Raw genomic sequence first — 17,066 nt, 5'->3', positions numbered from 1 at the left:
TTCGTAGCGCTATGTGGTTGGCCGGATTCTTTCCGTACCGGCGAGGGCCGTTCCCGGGGCGGCGGCTGCGGGGCCGTCAGGTCACCGGGGCCAACTGGTCGACGAGGCCCGGGTGTTGCTTGAGCCAGCTGCGGACGGCGGCCTGTTCCTCGCCCTTGCCCGACTTCTGGATCTGCGCCTCCAGACCGGTGAGCTGTCCCTCGGTCATCCGGAAGTCCCTCAGCCACTTGCCGACGTCGGGGTTGTCGGCGGCGAAACCCTTACGGGCCACGGTGTGCACGCCGTCGCCCTTGCCCCAGGCGTTCTTCGGGTCCTTGAGCTTCTTCAGCTTGTACTCGCTGTACGCCCAGTGCGGCGACCAGAGCGTGACGACGATCGGCTGCTTCTTGGCGTACGCGCGCTGCAGCTCGGCCAGCATCGCCGGGGTGGAGCCGTCGACGACGTCGTAGGAGCCCTGGAGGCCGTACTCCTTGAGGACCTTGGTCTTGAGGAGGCCCATCATTCCGGCGCTCGGTTCGATGCCGGTGATCCTGCCGCCGAACTCGGAGGCGTGGGTCTTGAGGTCGGCGAGGGTGTTGACGTCCTTCATGTACGACGGGACGGTCAGCTCCAGGGACGTGGAGCCGTACCAGCTGCCGAGGTCGTCGAGCTGCTTGCCGTACTTCTTCCAGTACTCGGCGTGCGTGGTGGGCAGCCAGGCGTCGGTCTGGAAGTCGATCTGGCCGGTGGCTACGCCGGTGTAGAGGGGGCCGGCGGCGTACTGGGTGGTGGTGACCTTGTAGCCGCGCTCCTCCAGGACTTCCTTCCAGAGGAAGGTGGAGGCGATGCCCTCGTCCCAGGGGATGTAGCCGATGGTGATGTTCTTGCCCTTGCCGACGTCCGTGGCGGAGTTCACCTTCGTGCCCGAGGAGGGGCCGAAGATGCCCATGCCGCCGGCCACCAGGGCGAGGACGACCACGCCGATCACGGCGAACGCGGGGCGGGGGCGGTAGTTCCAGGGCTTGGCACCGCCGGCCATGCGGGCCTTGGCTGCGGCCCTGCGGCCCAGCGGGGAGATCTGGGTGCCGAGCGCGCTGGTCATGCGGTCCAGGTAGATGGCGAGGACGACGATGCCGACGCCCGCCTCGAAGCCGAAGCCGATGTCGAGCTGGCCGATGGCCTCGTTGACGGCGCCGCCGAGTCCGCCGGTGCCGACCATGCCGGCGATGACGACCATCGACAGGCCCAGCATGATGACCTGGTTGACGCCCGCCATGATCGTCGGGAGCGCGAGGGGCAGTTGGACGCGCAGCAGGGTGTCGCGCGGTGAGGTGCCGAACGCCTCGGCCGCTTCCACGAGTTCGGCGTCCACCTGGCGGATGCCCAGCTCGGTCATGCGGACGCCGGGGGCGAGCGCGAAGATCAGAGTGGCGATCACGCCGGCGGAGGTGCCGAGGCCGAAGAAGAGGATCGCCGGGATCAGCAGCACCATCGACGGCATCGTCTGGAGCAGGTCGAGAGCGGGTCGTACGACCGCGCTGACCGTCCTGGAACGGGCCGCCCAGATGCCCAGCGGGATCGAGATCACCAAGGCGATGACGGTCGCGACGAGTACCAGGGCGAGTGTCGACATGGCCCGGTCCCACAGGTCGAGCGAGTCGATGAGCAGGAATCCGGCGAAGGCCAGGACACCCGCGACCAGTCCGCGCAGCCACCAGGCGATCACCGCCAGGATGCCCGCCAGGAGCAGGGGTTCGGGGGCGGCGAGGGCGGCGTTGATGCCGTCGTACATGCCCTCGACGACGGTCTTGATCGCGTCGAAGAGCCAGGACATGTGGGCGAGGAGCCAGTCGACACCGGAGTCGACCCAGTCGCCGAGCGGAAGCCTAGGCATGGGCGGCCACCTCCTCCGCGGATTCCCCGCCGAGGAACGCGACCAGGCGTTCCTGCGGTACGACTCCCACGACCTCGTCGGCCTCGTCGAGCACCGCGACCGGGTGGGTGAGGCGGGCGCTGAGGGCGCACAGGTCGGTGAAGGGGGTGTCCGGGGTGGCGGTCGCGCAGGCGCAGTCGGCCTCGTGGCCGTCGACGCCGGTGTCCATGACGGAGCTCGCGGTCAGTACCCGGGAGCGGTCGACGTCCTGGATGAAGGAGGCGACGTAGTCGTTGGCCGGGCGGAGCAGGATGTCCTCGGCGGTGCCGGTCTGGACGATGCGGCCGTCGCGCATGACGGCGATGCGGTCGCCGAGGCGCATGGCCTCGTTGAGGTCGTGGGTGATGAAGACGATGGTCTTCTTCAACGACTTCTGGAGTTCCAGGAGTTGGTCCTGCATGTCCCGGCGGATCAGCGGGTCGAGCGCGCTGAACGACTCGTCCATGAGGAGCAGGTCGGCGTCGGTGGCGAGAGCGCGGGCCAGGCCCACGCGCTGTTGCATGCCTCCGGACAGCTCGTCGGGCCAGGAGTCCTCCCAGCCGGCCAGGCCGCACAGGGCGAGCGCCTCGCCGGCGCGGCGCTCGCGCTCGGCGCGGGGTACGCCCTGCACTTCCAGGCCGTAGGCCGCATTCTCGCGGACGCTGCGGTGCGGGAAGAGCGCGAAGTGCTGGAAGACCATGCTGATCTTGCGGGCGCGGACGGCGCGGAGTTCGCGGTCGCTGAGCGCGGTCAGGTCCTGGCCGTCGTAGCGGACGCGGCCCGCGGTGGGTTCCAGGAGTCCGTTGAGCATGCGCAGGAGGGTGGACTTGCCGGAGCCGGACAGGCCCATGACGACGAAGATCTCGCCAGGGGCGACGGAGAAGGAGGCGTCGACGACGGCGGCGGTGATGCCGTCGGCGCGCAGTTCCTCCCGGTCGGTTCCCTGGCGGAGCCGCTCGACTGCCTGGTCCGGTCGTCTGCCGAACACCTTGTGCAGGTGTTCGGCTTCTAGCCTGGCTGACACGTGTACCTCTCGATGGGGGGCGGGACTGGCCGCGCCTGCCCTGGCCCGTCACCCGCAAACGCGAAGGTGCTTCAGGTCACTCGCGTCGTAGGATCGCTTCCCGAGTCCCTGGGGGGTGACCGTGGAACGACCGGACGACCGGCTGCCGTCGGCCTTTCGCTTCGGCACGGAGCTCGTCGCCTGGGTGGGCATGCCGTGGGCGCTGGCCCGTCATTCCTGGGTGCTGGCGGTGCTGTCACTCGTGGTGCTGATCGGGCTGCCGACCGTGTTCGCCACTCCCGGCGACAAGGAGCGGGCGGTCGTGCCGGTACCGGGGTGGGTCACGATCCTGCTGGTGCTGCTGCAGATCACCGGTGCCCTGGTGGCCGCCTGGTGGATCATGCCGCTGTGGGCCGCCGTACTGGTGTCCGTGCTGGCCGCCGTCACGCTGGTCACGGAGCGCCCGCGGTGGACCTGGCTGCTCTCGCTTTCGTCCCGCGCCGACACCTGACCGTCCGCGCGGTGCGGCATGATGCGTGACGTGACCGGACGACTGATGCTCCTCGACACCGCCTCGCTCTACTTCCGCGCCTACTTCGGCGTCCCGGAGTCCGTGAAGGCACCGGACGGGACGCCGGTGAACGCCGTGCGCGGGCTGCTCGAATTCATCGACCGGCTGGTCAAGGACCACCGTCCCGACCAGCTGGTGGCGTGCATGGACGCGGACTGGCGGCCGCAGTGGCGGGTCGACCTGATCCCCACCTACAAGGCGCACCGCGTCGCCGAGGTGCGCGAGAGCGGCCCGGACGCGGAGGAGGTGCCGGACACGCTCTCCCCGCAGGTGCCGATCATCGAGGCCGTCCTCGACGCGGTCGGCATCGCGCGCGTGGGTGTCGAGCCGTACGAGGCGGACGACGTGATCGGTACGTTCACGGCGCACGCCAAGGGCCCGGTGGACATCGTCACCGGCGACCGCGACCTGTACCAGCTCGTCGACGACGCCCGCGGGATCCGGGTGCTGTATCCGATCAAGGGCGTCGGCATGCTCCAGCTCACCGACGAGGCGCTGCTGCGCGAGAAGTATGGAGTCGACGGTAGGGGGTACGTGGATCTGGCGCTGCTGCGCGGCGACCCCAGCGACGGGCTGCCGGGGGTGCCGGGCATCGGCGAGAAGACGGCGGCGAAACTGCTCGCCGAGTTCGGTGACGTGCCCGGGATCATGGCGGCGATCGACGATCCGAAGTCCAAGCTGACACCCTCGCAGCGCAAGCGCCTCGACGAGGCGCGGCCGTACGTCGCGGTCGCGCCCAAGGTCGTACGGGTCGCGGACGACGTACCGCTGCCGGATGTCGACCCGACGCTGCCGCACGCGCCGCGTGATCCGGAGCTGGTGGGCGCACTGGCGGAGCGCTGGGGGCTGGGCGGATCATTGCAACGACTGCTCACCACGCTGGGCGCGTAAGCATTGTTCTTGACCCTTGCTTTCTTGCCTTTCACAGAGAATGTAGTGCTAACTTAGGTAAGCCTAAGCATGGGAATCTGGGAGGCCGTCATGGCAGAACGTCCGGCACGGAAGCCGCGAAAGCCCCACTCCGCGCAGGTCGTCCGCACCGAACGCCTGACTCCCCATATGCAGCGGGTGGTGCTCGGTGGCGAGGGTCTGGCCGAGTTCTCGGCGGACACCTGCACCGACCATTACGTGAAGCTGCTGTTCCCGGCCGGGGGTGCGACCTACCCCGAGCCCTTCGACGTGGAGCGCATCCGGGCGGAGTTCCCGCGCGAGCAGTGGCCGGTGACCCGGACCTACACCGTGCGCGCCTGGGACCCCGAGCACCTCGAGATGACCCTGGACTTCGTCATCCACGGCGACGAGGGCCTCGCCGGGCCGTGGGCCACCCGCGTCCAGCCGGGCGAGACCGTCCACTTCATGGGCCCCGGCGGCGCCTACGCCCCCGACGCGGGCGCCGACTGGCATCTGCTCGCCGGGGACGAGAGCGCGCTGCCCGCGATCGCCCGCGCCCTGGAGTCGCTGCCCGAGGGCGCCACGGCACACGCTTTCGTGGAGATCTCCGGGCCCGAGGAGGAGCAGAAGATCGACTCCGACATCGAGGTCGTCTGGCTGCACCGCGGAGACCGTCCCGTCGGCGAAACACTCGCCGCGGCCGTACGGGCACTGGAGTTCCCGGAGGGCCGGATGCACGCGTTCGTGCACGGCGAGGCGGCCTTCGTGAAAGACCTGCGCGCCCTGCTGCGGGTCGAGTTGGCGATTCCGCGCGAGGACCTGTCGATCTCCGGCTACTGGCGGCTGGGCCACAACGAGGACGGCTGGCAGGCGTCGAAGCGGGAGTGGAACGCGAAGATCGAGGCGGAGCAGGAGGGCGTCGCCGCGTAGGTGCGCCACGGAGGGTGCCGCTTTGGGTTGTTTGGCGTCTGCGGGTGCGTTGTGGCTGGTCGCGCCGTTCCCCGCGCCCCTTCGGGGCGCTTGTCTCGGGGCGCTTATACGGACCGCTGATACGACCTGAACGTACGGATCGACAGCCATACCGCTGCCACCGCCAGCCCCAGTAGCGCGCCACCCCGGCTCAGCACGTCGCCCCAGTCCGGGTGTTCGCTCATCGCCGAACGGCCCGCCACCATCGCCCAGTTGAGCGGGTTGAAGTCGGCGGTGTGCCGCATCCACGAGGGCATCTGGGACGGGGCCATGAAGGCGCTGGAGAGGAATGTCAGCGGCAGCAGCAGGAACGTGTTGATGCCGATGATGGATTCCCGCTCGCGCACCAGCATGCCGAGCGCGTTGGAGAGCGCCCCGAATATGGTGCCGAGCAGTACGGACGCCGCGACCAGGATCGCGATGCCGCCGATGCCGCCCGGGTAGTCGGCGCCGCCCAGCAGTCCGAGCAGCACGATGACCACCGACTGGAACGCGGTCACCAGGCCGTTGTTGACGACGTTGCCGTTCATCAGCGCGGCCCGGCTGACCGGGGTGGTCAGGAAGCGGTTGAGGGTGCCGCGCTGGATCTCCTCCAACGTGCCCATGCCCGCCCACATGTTGGAGCTGAGGGCGCTCATCGCGACCACACCGGGGACGAGGTAGTCCAGGTACGAGGTGGTGCCGAAGCCGCCGAGTTCGACGACCTTCTTGAAGAGGTTGCCGAACAGGAACAGCCAGATCACCGGCTGGATGAGCGTGATGACCGCGAAGGCGGGCTGCCGTACGAACACCATGAGTTGACGCTGCGTCATGTACCAGGTCTGCGATACGGCGGTGCTCATCGCGCACCTCCGGCGACGGCGACGGCGAGCTGCTCGGTGCCGTTCGAGTCGGCCTCGGAGTAACGGCGGCCCGCGTAACGGAGGTAGACGTCGTCGAGTGAGGGGCGGGCGACGGTCGCGGCGGCGACTCCGACGCCGACGCGCTCGAACGCCGCCAGCAGTAGGGGCATCGCGGCCGCTCCGTCGTCGGCGCGGGCACTGACCCGGCGCCCGTCGACCAGCACCTCGTGCACGCCCGGCAGTCCGACGAGGGTGCCCCGCAGGAGCGTACGACCGGCGTCGCCGACCGCTTCCCGCAGCTCCAAGTGGACGGCGTCGCCCCGGAGTTCACCCTTGAGGGAGTCGGGGGTGCCTTCCACGACGACCCGGCCGCGGTCGACGATCGCGATGCGCTCGGCGAGCCGGTCGGCCTCTTCGAGGTAGTGCGTGGTGAGCAGGATGGTCAGTCCCTCCTCCCCCGCCAGCCGACCGATCTCGTCCCACATCGCCGTGCGGGCCTCCGGATCGAGGCCGGTGGTCGGCTCGTCGAGGAACAGCACCTCGGGCCGGTGCACCAGGCCGAGCGCCACGTCCAGGCGGCGGCGCATTCCGCCGGAGTAGCCCTTCACCGGGCGCTTCGCGGCGTCGGTGAGGGTGAAGCGGTCGAGGAGTTCGTCCACCCGCTTCGCGAGGGCGGCGCCCTTCAAGCCGTAGAGCCTGCCCTGGAGTTGGAGGTTCTCGCGGCCGGTCGCCGTCGGGTCGGCGCCCGAGTTCTGGGCGACCACACCGATCGCGCGGCGGACCCGGTCCGGGTGGCGCAGGACGTCGTGGCCGGCGACGGTGGCCGTGCCCGAGTCGGGGCGGGCCAGGGTGGTGAGGATCTTGACGGTGGTGGACTTGCCGGCGCCGTTCGGGCCGAGGAGGCCGAAGACGGTGCCGGGTTCGACGGTGACGTCCATGCCGTTGAGGGCGGTGACATCGCCGGGATAGGTCTTGATCAGCTGACGCGCCTGGACCGCGGGCGCACGGGTACCACTCATGACGACTGCTCTCCCTGTGTGGGCGGATGTGTGCAAGGGCACGACTGATCCGTGTGAAGAGCGCCGGGCTATCCTGGGTGTGCCGCACCTCGATCGCCTGGCTCTGCCGCACGGCGGGTCAGTTCGGGGTTCGTGACCCCGGCGGGGCTGCTGCAACAGCCCGGTCGGGGTCAGTCCTGTTCATGCGAACTCCGGTGGCAGCTCCCCCGTTTCGTGGAAGTGGCGCCATCCGTCGACGCCGGCGAGCGAGCCCCTCTTGATCTCTTCGACGAGATCTCGGACCCACGCCGTCTGCGCCTGGACCATGTGCAACTGGTACTCGGTCTCGACCAGGAAGAGCCGGGGCACCGTCTCGTACAGCTTCTCCAGCGCCCCGCGCTGACTCGCCGCCTGCACCTCCAGGGTCCCCACCCGCTCCTCCAGGAGCGTCACCACCTCATCGGGCGGCAGGGCGCCGAGCAGGGACAGGGCGGTCTCGAAGATCGGGTACTCCTTGACCGGGCGGGCCAGCAGCTCGGACAGCCACTCGGTCATCTCCTCGCGGCCGGCCCCGGTCAGGCCGTAGACCGTGCGCTCGGGGCGGTTGCCCTTCCGCTCTATGTCGGCGACCTCGACGAAGCCGTGCTTCTCGAGGTTCTGCACGACCGTGTAGAGCGATCCGTAGTTGATCTTCGTGCTGGTGTCCTTGCCCTGGCGGCGCAGGGTCTGGGCGATCTCGTACGGATGCATGGGCTTCTGCCAGAGGGTGACGAGCACGGCGAGGGCCAGCGGATTGCTCAGCTTGCGACGCTTCCCGGCCATCGGGATCCCCACCTCCATCCGCGCCTCGCGTCCGAATATCCGTGACCGAACATATCGCGAGTTCGAGGCGGACGTCAATACACACGATGTATCGCGTTTCCAGTGCGATGGCAAGAGCGTGAGGACTTAGGCCCGCACCGGACACGGCGGCGTGACGCGGCCGAAACAGCCTCTCCCTAATTTCTGTCACCCGACAGGAATTCGCGCCGAAGGCAGGTGCCGCCGTGGCCACAACCACCCCCTCCGACGTTCGCCCCGATCCGCCCCACTCCCCCGACGACGGCTCCCTCGCGGAGTTCGGCTACCGCCAGGAGCTGCATCGCAGCCTCGGCCGGTACGCGTCGTTCGCGGCCGGGTTCTCCTTCATCTCCGTACTGACGACCGTCTTCCAGTTCTTCGCCTTCGGGTACGCGTTCGGCGGCCCGGTCTTCTTCTGGGCCTGGCCGATCGTGCTGGCCGGCCAGCTGCTGGTGGCCGCCTGCTTCGCCGAACTGGCCGCGCGCTACCCGATCTCGGGCGCGATCTACCAGTGGTCCTCGCGCCTCTCGAACGCGACCTTCGGCTGGTTCGCCGGCTGGATCATGGTGATCGGGCAGATCGTGGTGGTGGCCGCGGCGGCCCTGGCCCTCCAGATGGTGCTGCCGGCGATCTGGTCGGGCTTCCAGCTGGTGGGCACCGACCCCGCGCCCACCTCACCGGACGGCGCGGCCAACGCGGCGGTCCTGGGCGTGATCCTGCTCGTCCTGACGACCGTGGTGAACATCCTCGACAACCGCGTGATGTCGGTGATCAACCGGGTCGGAGTGACGGCGGAGATCATCGGCGCGATCCTGATCGTCGTGCTCCTGCTGACCCACTCGAAGCGCACCCCGACCATCACCTTCCACACGACCGGCAGCCTGGAGGGCGGACTGCTCGGCGCGCTGCTGGTCGGCTCGTTCACGGCGGCGTACGTGATGATCGGCTTCGACAGCGCGGGCGAGATGAGCGAGGAGACCCACAACCCGCGCCGCACCGCGCCCCGCACGATCCTCACCGCGCTCAGCGCCGCGGGCCTGCTAGGCGGCCTGATCATCCTCGGCGGCCTGCTCGCCGCCCCCAGCCTGACCGACGGGCACCTGGGCGTCGACGGCCTGAGCTACGTCCTGACGAGCAGGCTCGGCGACGGCGTCGGCAAGGCGTTGCTGGCCGACGTGGTGGTGGCGATCGCGGTGGCGACCCTGGCCATCCAGACGGCGGCCTGCCGCATGCTCTTCTCCATGGCCCGCGACGGCCAACTCCCCTTCTCCGGCCGCCTGTCCAAGGTCAACCCCCGCACGGGCATGCCCAGCGCCCCCGCCCTCGTCGTGGGCGTCCTGTCGGCAGTGCTGCTCCTCCTCAACTTCGCCTCCCCGGACGCGTTCCTCGCCATCGGCACCACCTGCATCGTGATGCTGTACCTGGCGTACGCGATGGTGACGGGCCCGCTGCTGATCCGCCGCGTGCGCGGCGAGTTCACCACCGACGGCACGGACGAGACGGGCGCGCGCCTCTTCTCCCTGGGGCGGTGGGGAGTGCCGGTCAACGCCCTGGCGCTTCTCTACGGCCTCGTCATGACGGTCAACCTGGCATGGCCGCGGGCCGCGGTGTACGACCCGGCGGGCGGGCACTGGTACTTCCAGTGGTTCACGGTGCTGTTCCTGGCGGCGACGGTTGCGTTCGGAGCTGTGTACCGGCTCATGCGCGCGCGCCGCGTGCGCTCCGCGACCGAACCTGCTCGATCCTTTGCTGATACTGCTCAACTACCGCCGAAATAGGCCTTGTTGTGGTCGGTTGACGGCGCATGGACAGCTCACTGGACGGAGCGCGAAGCCGCGCATCCGGCAAGCGGAGAGCCGTTCCATGCGCCGGGGTAGCTCCATGCGCCGGGGCAGAGCGCCCTTTTGGGGAGGCGGGGGCCGTCGCATGGTCCGGAGCAAGGGTCTTTCAGGGCGAATTGACGACATCACTCGATGTCGCACCCGGACCCGTTGGAGGTGGTGCCCGGATGCCCGCGACGGCCGGCAGCGCGACACCTCGCGACGGCGCCTTCCCTGAGTTCCGTCCGGCCTCGAACAGTTGACTAAATCCGCTGGCACAACGGAAGGTGGAGACGATCCGCGACCGCACCGCCCGGCGGTCGCGTCCAAGGCCACGGCTGACGGCACCACCGGCACGCGGTCGATGGGACCCGCTCGACCGGTTCAGCTCGCAGGCCTCATTCGTGCACGAATCAGCCACGCCGCAGTCACGGCGTAGGGAGCACAGCGCGCAGTTCGTGGACTTGGTCGGCTCCGTCACGTCACCCGGAGGGCAACGCCAAGGGCTCCCCCGCGAGTCTCCGATTCCGTGCTCCGCACAGCCGAAAGGCCTGACAACCGCTGCCCGTGTCAGGCCTTGCGTCCCGACAGGAGATCAGCACGATGAGCACATCCTCGCTCCGATCACATTACACATGGCAGGGGAACCCGTACGTCGAATTGCTGAATCGCGACGGCGACGACTGGACGTACGACATGGGGCTCCTGCCCGTCGCGGCCGACCCGGACGAGTGGGCGGCCATCGGGCTCGCCGACTGCACCGCGTGGTGCTATCCCGGCGCGGACAAGGATGAGCTGTTCCTCGCCTACCACCTTTACGCATGGATGTTCGCCCTGGACCTGCTGTTCCCGAGGACCTTCAAGGCCGAGCGCGATCTCCACGGAGCGCGGGCCCTGGTCGACCGGCTCTCTCTGTTCATGCCGCTGCACGGCACCTCCCACGCGATGCCGAAGCACCCCATCGAGAGGTCCCTTGCCGATTTATGGATACGGATGACGCCGACCCGGTCGACGGACTGGAAACGCAACATGCGGGACGCCGTGCTGGAATACGCCGACGGGCAGTGCTGGGAACTGGAATGCATGTGCACCGGGCGTATTCCTGATCCGGCCGAGTACCTTGGCCGCCGCCGCGGCTCGTTCGGCGGCCAGGTCGGGATCTGCCTTGCCGAGCACGTGGCCGGCGCGGAAGTGCCGGCGCGCGTGCGCCGCTCCCGCCCCTTCCGTGCGCTGACGGACGCCTGGATAGACCTTCAGACTCTCTACAACGACGTCCGCTCCTACCGTCGAGAGGTCGAGAAGGAGGACGAGATATGCAACTTCGTCCTCGTGTTCGCGAGGTTCCTGGACGTCTCCGTCGACGAGGCCGCAGCCGTGATAACCCGGCTGCGTACGGCCAGGCGGTCGGAGTACGAACACCTTGAGAACACTCAACTCCCGGACCTCTGTGAACAGTTGCGGCTGAACGGCAACGATCGTGAGCAACTGTCGGCCGTCGTCGAAGTGATGGGTTACCACCTCGCCGCCGTCGACGCCTGGACGACCACCGCCCCGCGGTATCAGGCGCCTGCCCCGGGAGACGCGCCATCCACAGTTCTTGGATCCTGAGAACCCGCACCGCCACGTACGCTTGATCGTGATGAGACGCCGTACCCCGCTCCCGCCCTCTCCCCTGCCCCAGCGCGACGGAGTGGATCCGGTGCGGGTGCGGCTGCCGGCCGGGAACGCGTGGGCGACCGTGCGGGATCATCTCGTGGCCCGGCTCGCGGCCGGGGCCGAGGTGATCGACACCATGCTCGAAGAGGGACGGATCGTGGACGTCACCGGGCACCCGGTGTCGCGGGACACGGCGTACGTGCCGGGGATGTTCGTGTGGTTCCACCGGGAACTGCCGGACGAGGAGCGCGTGCCGTTCCCGGTCGACGTCGTGTACCGGGACGAGCACGTGGTGGTGGCCGACAAGCCGCACTTCCTGGCCACCACCCCGCGCGGCAGCCACGTCGCCGAGACCGCCCTGGCGCGGCTGCGGCGGCAGCTGGGAATCCCGGCACTCGGCGCGGCCCACCGCCTCGACCGGCTGACGGCCGGGCTGGTGCTGTTCATCGTGCGACCGGAGGAGCGCGGCGCGTACCAGTCGCTGTTCCGCGACAGGCGGGTGGCGAAGGAGTACGAGGCGGTGGCCCCGTACGACCCGACGCTGACCCTGCCACGCACCGTGCGCAGCCGGATCGTCAAGGAGCGCGGGATCCTGGCGGCCCAGGAGGTCGAGGGCGAGACCAACGCGGTCAGTCGGGTCGAGCTGCTGGAGCACCGGCACGGGCGGGCCCGGTACCGGCTCACCCCGCGTACCGGGCAGACGCACCAACTGCGGGTGCACATGAGCGCCTTGGGGGTGCCCATCCTCGGCGATCCCCTCTATCCGGTGGTGACCGACCCCGTGCCGGCCGGTGATTTCCGGCGTCCGCTCCAACTGCTGGCGCGGGGCCTGGAGTTCACCGATCCGGTCACGGGGTACGAGCACCGGTTCGTCAGCCCGCGGGTGCTGCGGGCCTGGTCGTCGTACGAGGAATGGGCGGAGTGACCCCGCCGGCCGGTCGGCTCATTCGCCGTGCCACCAACGCAGGAAGCGGCGGAACAGGCCCGGCCGGCGGGCCGGTTGGGGCACCGGCGCCGGAGCGGGCACCGCGGCGGGCTCGTCGACCGGGACGGCGGGCGCCGGAACCGTGGGCCGGACCGGCGCGGAGCTGACCTCCCAGTCGTTCGGGCGCTGCCGCATCGACGGGTTGACGGCGGGCAGTTCCGTGACGTCCTGCTGGGCCTTCGGCGCGAACCTCACCGGCAGTTCCACCAGGTGCCGGTTCCCGATGGACGACCGCCAGCGCAGTTCGTGCTCCCCGCAGGCGAGCTGGATGTCCGGAACACGGGTCAGCAGTGCGTCGACGCCGACGTCGGCGATGGCGCGGCCGATGTCCTGGCCCGGGCATTCATGGGTGCCGCCGCCGAAGGCGAGGTGCGAGCGGTTGCCCATCATGTTGGCCTTGAGGTCGGGCCGCACCCGGGGGTCCACATTGCCCGGCGCGGGCGCGAACAGCAGTCCGTCGCCCTTGCGGATGCGCTGGCCGCCCAGCTCCGTCTCCTGCTTGGCGAAGTAGGCGAAGACGGTGCTGAACGGCGGCTCGTCCCACAGGGACTGCTCGACCGCCTCGGGCACGGTCATCTGGCCGCCGTTCAGCTGGGCCCGGAAGCCCGGTTCCGTGAGCACCATGCGCAGCACGTTGGCGAGGAGGTTGGCCGTGGTCTCGTAGGAGGCGAGGAGCACCACGCGCAGGTGTTCCCTGAGCTCCTCGTCGGTGAGCCCCGCCGGGTGGGTGACGAGATGACTCGTGAAGTCCTCCTGAGGCTGGGCCCGGCGACGGACGGCGAGCCGGTTGAGGACCTCCATGAGGTAGGCGTGGCTGGCGAGCGCGGTCTCGCTGCCCTTGAGACAGTCGCGGGCGGCATGCACCAACCGGTCGCCGTACTCCTCGGGCATGCCGAGGATCTCGCACATGACCGCCATCGGCAGATGCTCGGCGAACTGGGAGACCAGGTCGGCCCTGCCCCCCTCACAGAACTCGTTGACGAGGTGTTGGGTCGCACGGTAGATGTGCCGGCGGATGCCCCGGTGGTCGATGGTCGACATGGCGCCGGTGACCGCGTCGCGCAGCCGCCGGTGCTCGTCGCCCTCGGCGTGCGCGCAGATCGGCTGCCAGGCGAAGTGCGGCATCAGCGGGTGGTCGGGCTTGACCTCGCCCTCCAGCATGGGAGTCCACAGCCGGCTGTCCTTGCAGAACTGCGAAGGGCTGCTCACCATGTGCAGGTTCTCGCCGTGGCCGAGCACCACCCAGATCGGCACGTCCTGGTGCAGCAGCGCGGGGGCCACCGCACCGTGTTCGGCGCGGAGTTGCTCGTACACGGCTCCCAGGTCCTCGGCCTCGGGACCGTACAGCCGGCGCAGTCCGCCGGGGCCCGTGCCGTGTGCGGGGCAGCCGGGGGGCGGACCGGGCGAAAGGTCGTCCGTATCGGTCAGGGAGTGGGGTTCAGACGTCACGGTGTTCGCTCCGAAACTGAAGTGGATTCGGTGTCAGGGGAGTTGGGGCAAAGGGGTGGGGTCAGGTGAGTGAACCCGTCAGGGCGAGGGAGTGCAGAAAGCCCATCAGCGTCATCAGGACGTCCCGGCTGGAGGCCCGGCGGCGTGCGTCGCACTCCACGATGGGGATCTCCGGTGCCAGGTCGAGCGCCGCCCGCAGGTCCTCGATGGGGTAATGCGGGCCGTCCGGGAAGGAGTTGACGGCGATCACGAACGGCACGCCGCGCTCCTCCAGCCGTCCTATGACGTCGAAGCTGACTTCGAGGCGGCGGGTGTCGATCAGCACCACCGCGCCGAGCGCGCCCTCGAACAGCCCGTTCCACAGGAACCAGAAGCGTTCCTGGCCGGGGGTGCCGAAGAGGTACAGCACCAGTTGGTCGGTGATGCTGATGCGGCCGAAGTCCATCGCGACGGTGGTGGCCGTCTTGCTCTCCGAGCCGTAGTTGTCGTCGACGCCGACGCCGGCCTGCGTCATGGTCTCCTCGGTGGTCAGCGGCCTGATCTCGCTGACCGAACCGACCATGGTCGTCTTGCCGACCCCGAAGCCGCCGACGATCACGATCTTCACCGCGGCCTGGGCCGTGTGCGGGAGATGGTCCTCGGTCCGTGGACCCGTGATGGTGTCAGAGCTTTTGAAGTCCATGCATCACCGCTTCGAGGAGGGAACGGTCGGGGAGCGCCTGGCGGACGATCGGGGCGCGCGCCTGCACCAGTTCGGCCGTCAGCAGCTCGGTGAGCAGGACGGTCACCACGCTGTACGGCAGGTTGAGATAGGCCGACAGCTCGGCCACGGACAGGGGGGCGATACAGAGCCCGAGCAGGGTCGCCTGCTCCGGAGTGGCCGACTGCGGCGCGTCGGAACGCGCCACGATCAGCGTGACCAGGTCGAGTTCGGCCCGGTCACCGTCCTCGGCCGCGCCGGTGAGCACGTACAGCCGCTCCGGGATCTTTCCTTCGCCCTGTTTCTTCGGGGGTTCGGGCGGCGGTTCTTCCTTGGGATGTCGCCGTCGGCGTTGCGGAGGAGTCATACGGTCTGCCCGTTGCGCCTCGGCGGGCTGGTGAGGTGGGCGCCGATTCTGACGACGAGGTCGCGCATGCGGTTGCTCATCAGGCCGGGTTCGGCGACCACGTCGGACAGGACGGCCAGATAGGCGTTGGCGCCCGCGGCCATCAGATAGAAGTAGCCGCCGTTGATCTCGATGATGACCATCTTCATCCGGCCGTCGCTGCCCGGGATCTCGGAGGCGACGGCGCCCGCCAGGCTCTGCAGTCCGGCGCACGCCGCGGCGACGCGGTCGGCGGCGTCCGGATCGCCGCCGTAGCGGGCGATGCGCAGTCCGTCGGCGGACAGGACCACGATCTGCTGGATGCCGGGCACGCCGTCGGCGAGATCCTTGAGCATCCAGTCGAAGTTGGCTCGCTGCTGGATCACTTGAGGTCCCCCTCGTCGTCGGCCTCGACACGGGCCGGCTCGGTCTTCTGGGTGAAAGCGGTCGGGTCCGGGTCGCCCTTGAGGCCTTCCATGAACGCCTCGACCCACAGGCCCGGTTCGGGTTCGTCCTTCTTCTCCGGCTCGGGCTCGGGCGTGCCCCAGGCGGAGCGGGCCTCCCTTGCGGCGGCCTCGGCGCGCTCGGCGGCGGCCTGTTCGGCGTACCGCTGGGAGAGCGGGGTCTTGACCCGGCTGCGGCGCTGCGGCAGGCCGCCCGCCGTCCACTCGGTGACCTCGGGGATCTCGTCCTCCATGCTCACCGAGGCCGGGATGCGCGGGCTGGTGGGGCGGCGGCGCTTGACCGTGCGCTTGGGTCCCTCGAGCGCGCCGAGCTCCACCTTGGGCACGGCGGTGGCGCCGATGCCGTGGGCGAGTCCGGGCGCGGTGCCGGGGGTGAGCATCTCGCTGGGCACGATGAGGACGGCGCGGACGCCGCCGTAGGCCGAGGCCCGCAGCGAGATCTGCATGTTGTACGTCGCGCAGAGCCGGCCGACGACGGCGAGGCCCAGGCGCGGGCTCTCGCCGAGGTCCTGGAGGTCGGTGCCGGCCTTGGCGCGCTCCAGCATGCCCTCGGCGCGGGCCCGGGACTCCTCGCTGAGGCTGACGCCGCCGTCCTCGATCTCGATGGCGACGCCGGTCTGCACCTCCACGGCAGTGACGTGGACCTTGGTCTGCGGGGGCGAGTAGCGGGTGGCGTTGTCGAGGAGTTCGGCCGCCGCGTGGATGACCGGCTCGACGGAGATGCCGCGGATGTTGACCTTGGCGATGGAGTGCAGCTCGATGCGCCGGTACTCCAGGATGCGGGACATGGCGCCGCGCAACACGCTGTACAGCGGCACCGGTTCGGGCCACTGGCGGCCGGGGCGGCCGCCACCGAGCACCGAGATGGAGTCGGCGAGACGGCCGATCAGCGCGGTGCCGTGGTCGATGCGCAGAAGGTCGTCGAAGACCTCGGGGTTGCGGCCGTGGTCCTCCTCCATCTCCCGGAGTTCCTTGGCCTGTTGGTGGACGATGGCCTGGACACGGCGGGCGATGCTGACGAAGGAACGCTGCGCGGAGTCACGCATGTTCTCCTCGCGCTCCACGATCCTGAGCACGGTCCTCAGCAAGTCGCGCTGCGGCTCCGGAAGTTGCCGCCACTCGGGATCGGCGTCGACGACTTGGCGAATCACCTCTCCGGGGGATTCTCCACTGCTGAGCCGGTGCAGCGTGGCGGGCAGGATCTCCTGGCCGAGACGGACCATCTCCTGGGTCTGGTCGGCGATCCGCCGTTCCAGATACGCGGTGTGACGGTCGTGCTCGACGCGCAGGTCCCTGAGGTTGCGTCCGCGGCGGACCGCTTCGGCCGCCGTGAGGATCACCAGGAGTGTGGCGACGGCACCGCACCAGCCGACGGCCATCCGGGCAGGCCCCGCCACCAGGGCGACGGCGGCCCCGGTCGCCGCGGCCATCACTATGGCAGGCGGCAACAGCACGCGCGCGTAGGGAAGTTCACGGCCACCGGGAGGCGATTGAACACTCACCATGTATGCCCTCTGAGACAGGTCGGCTGGGGGGGGAAGGGGGAAAACCAGGGGGGAGCTTCTGTATCTTTTGCATGTTTGGGAACAAGCGCACGAATAC

16 protein-coding genes are annotated in these 17,066 nt (G+C 69.5%); 6 read left to right on the top strand and 10 right to left on the bottom strand.

The window, feature by feature from the left end:
• Positions 1-76 precede the first annotated feature (76 nt).
• Both OO70_RS37545 and OO70_RS37540 read right to left on the bottom strand, forming a co-directional pair.
• Positions 77-1,873 (bottom strand): ABC transporter permease/substrate binding protein, encoded by a 1,797-nt coding sequence (locus OO70_RS37545; RefSeq protein ID WP_043681756.1) that lies wholly within the window; start codon positions 1,871-1,873, stop codon positions 77-79.
• Entirely contained in the window at positions 1,866-2,915 is a 1,050-nt protein-coding gene (locus tag OO70_RS37540) for a quaternary amine ABC transporter ATP-binding protein (RefSeq protein WP_043681753.1), read from the bottom strand. The genes OO70_RS37545 and OO70_RS37540 overlap by 8 nt, the downstream gene beginning before the upstream one ends.
• A 121-nt stretch (positions 2,916-3,036) precedes the next feature.
• Between OO70_RS37540 and OO70_RS37535 the strand changes: the two genes are divergently transcribed.
• The 3 genes from OO70_RS37535 (at position 3,037) to OO70_RS37525 (ending at position 5,286) form a co-directional block, all read left to right on the top strand.
• Positions 3,037-3,405, top strand: coding sequence for a hypothetical protein (locus tag OO70_RS37535; protein ID WP_043682022.1), 369 nt, complete (start codon positions 3,037-3,039; stop codon positions 3,403-3,405).
• 21 nt (positions 3,406-3,426) lie between these two features.
• Positions 3,427-4,356, top strand: coding sequence for a 5'-3' exonuclease (locus OO70_RS37530; protein WP_234337027.1), 930 nt, complete (start codon positions 3,427-3,429; stop codon positions 4,354-4,356).
• A 90-nt stretch (positions 4,357-4,446) separates the two neighbouring features.
• The gene (locus OO70_RS37525) at positions 4,447-5,286 is read left to right on the top strand and encodes a siderophore-interacting protein (RefSeq protein WP_043682016.1); all 840 of its coding nucleotides are present in this window, start codon (positions 4,447-4,449) and stop codon (positions 5,284-5,286) included.
• Between the two features lie 104 nt (positions 5,287-5,390).
• Here the strand turns inward: OO70_RS37525 and OO70_RS37520 are convergent, their stop codons facing one another.
• The 3 genes from OO70_RS37520 to OO70_RS37510 form a co-directional block, all read right to left on the bottom strand.
• On the bottom strand, positions 5,391-6,167 hold the full coding sequence (locus OO70_RS37520; protein ID WP_043681749.1) for an ABC transporter permease: 777 nt from the start codon (positions 6,165-6,167) through the stop codon (positions 5,391-5,393).
• The gene (locus tag OO70_RS37515) at positions 6,164-7,186 is read right to left on the bottom strand and encodes a daunorubicin resistance protein DrrA family ABC transporter ATP-binding protein (RefSeq protein WP_043681747.1); all 1,023 of its coding nucleotides are present in this window, start codon (positions 7,184-7,186) and stop codon (positions 6,164-6,166) included. The genes OO70_RS37520 and OO70_RS37515 overlap by 4 nt, the downstream gene beginning before the upstream one ends.
• Before the next feature lie 180 nt (positions 7,187-7,366).
• Entirely contained in the window at positions 7,367-7,987 is a 621-nt protein-coding gene (locus OO70_RS37510; protein ID WP_043682013.1) for a PadR family transcriptional regulator, read from the bottom strand.
• 224 nt (positions 7,988-8,211) lie between these two features.
• Here OO70_RS37510 and OO70_RS37505 point away from each other — a divergent pair, with 224 nt between their 5' ends.
• From OO70_RS37505 to OO70_RS37495, 3 genes are all read left to right on the top strand, one after another.
• Positions 8,212-9,783, top strand: coding sequence for an amino acid permease (locus OO70_RS37505; protein WP_043681744.1), 1,572 nt, complete (start codon positions 8,212-8,214; stop codon positions 9,781-9,783).
• A 645-nt stretch (positions 9,784-10,428) separates the two neighbouring features.
• Positions 10,429-11,433 carry a terpene synthase family protein gene (locus OO70_RS37500; protein WP_043681741.1) on the top strand — a complete coding sequence of 335 codons (1,005 nt, stop codon included), beginning with the start codon at positions 10,429-10,431 and terminating at the stop codon, positions 11,431-11,433.
• A 31-nt stretch (positions 11,434-11,464) separates the two neighbouring features.
• A complete protein-coding gene (locus OO70_RS37495; protein ID WP_078651709.1) occupies positions 11,465-12,406 on the top strand; it encodes an RluA family pseudouridine synthase in 942 nt (313 codons plus the stop codon).
• 18 nt (positions 12,407-12,424) lie between these two features.
• On the opposite strand, the gene OO70_RS37490 is transcribed toward OO70_RS37495, so the two are convergent.
• The 5 genes from OO70_RS37490 to OO70_RS37470 form a co-directional block, all read right to left on the bottom strand.
• Positions 12,425-13,915, bottom strand: coding sequence for a cytochrome P450 (locus OO70_RS37490; protein WP_043681734.1), 1,491 nt, complete (start codon positions 13,913-13,915; stop codon positions 12,425-12,427).
• Positions 13,916-13,976: 61 nt separating this feature from the next.
• On the bottom strand, positions 13,977-14,597 hold the full coding sequence (locus OO70_RS37485) for a GTP-binding protein (protein WP_043681731.1): 621 nt from the start codon (positions 14,595-14,597) through the stop codon (positions 13,977-13,979).
• Complete coding sequence (locus OO70_RS37480; protein WP_043681728.1) at positions 14,578-14,982, bottom strand: DUF742 domain-containing protein; 405 nt, start codon at positions 14,980-14,982, stop codon at positions 14,578-14,580. Before OO70_RS37480 ends, OO70_RS37485 begins: the two co-directional genes overlap by 20 nt.
• Positions 14,979-15,386: a roadblock/LC7 domain-containing protein gene (locus tag OO70_RS37475; RefSeq protein ID WP_019066134.1), complete on the bottom strand. Its 408-nt coding sequence runs from the start codon at positions 15,384-15,386 to the stop codon at positions 14,979-14,981. Before OO70_RS37475 ends, OO70_RS37480 begins: the two co-directional genes overlap by 4 nt.
• Complete coding sequence (locus OO70_RS37470; RefSeq protein WP_051742000.1) at positions 15,383-16,969, bottom strand: sensor histidine kinase; 1,587 nt, start codon at positions 16,967-16,969, stop codon at positions 15,383-15,385. The genes OO70_RS37475 and OO70_RS37470 overlap by 4 nt, the downstream gene beginning before the upstream one ends.
• Between the last annotated feature and the right edge of the window lie 97 nt (positions 16,970-17,066).

The organism is Streptomyces xylophagus, from assembly GCF_000716435.1.
Taxonomy (GTDB): domain Bacteria; phylum Actinomycetota; class Actinomycetes; order Streptomycetales; family Streptomycetaceae; genus Streptomyces; species Streptomyces xylophagus.
This window is presented reverse-complemented; position numbering and strand designations above follow the sequence as displayed.

Coding starts and splice junctions, on each gene's coding strand:
- OO70_RS37545 (WP_043681756.1), bottom strand. CDS start 1,873: ATGCCTAGGCTTCCGCTCGGCGACTGGGTCGACTCCGGTGTCGACTGG.
- OO70_RS37530 (WP_234337027.1), top strand. CDS start 3,427: ATGCGTGACGTGACCGGACGACTGATGCTCCTCGACACCGCCTCGCTC.
- OO70_RS37525 (WP_043682016.1), top strand. CDS start 4,447: ATGGCAGAACGTCCGGCACGGAAGCCGCGAAAGCCCCACTCCGCGCAG.
- OO70_RS37520 (WP_043681749.1), bottom strand. CDS start 6,167: ATGAGCACCGCCGTATCGCAGACCTGGTACATGACGCAGCGTCAACTC.
- OO70_RS37515 (WP_043681747.1), bottom strand. CDS start 7,186: ATGAGTGGTACCCGTGCGCCCGCGGTCCAGGCGCGTCAGCTGATCAAG.
- OO70_RS37510 (WP_043682013.1), bottom strand. CDS start 7,987: ATGGCCGGGAAGCGTCGCAAGCTGAGCAATCCGCTGGCCCTCGCCGTG.
- OO70_RS37500 (WP_043681741.1), top strand. CDS start 10,429: ATGAGCACATCCTCGCTCCGATCACATTACACATGGCAGGGGAACCCG.
- OO70_RS37495 (WP_078651709.1), top strand. CDS start 11,465: ATGAGACGCCGTACCCCGCTCCCGCCCTCTCCCCTGCCCCAGCGCGAC.
- OO70_RS37485 (WP_043681731.1), bottom strand. CDS start 14,597: ATGGACTTCAAAAGCTCTGACACCATCACGGGTCCACGGACCGAGGAC.
- OO70_RS37480 (WP_043681728.1), bottom strand. CDS start 14,982: ATGACTCCTCCGCAACGCCGACGGCGACATCCCAAGGAAGAACCGCCG.
- OO70_RS37470 (WP_051742000.1), bottom strand. CDS start 16,969: ATGGTGAGTGTTCAATCGCCTCCCGGTGGCCGTGAACTTCCCTACGCG.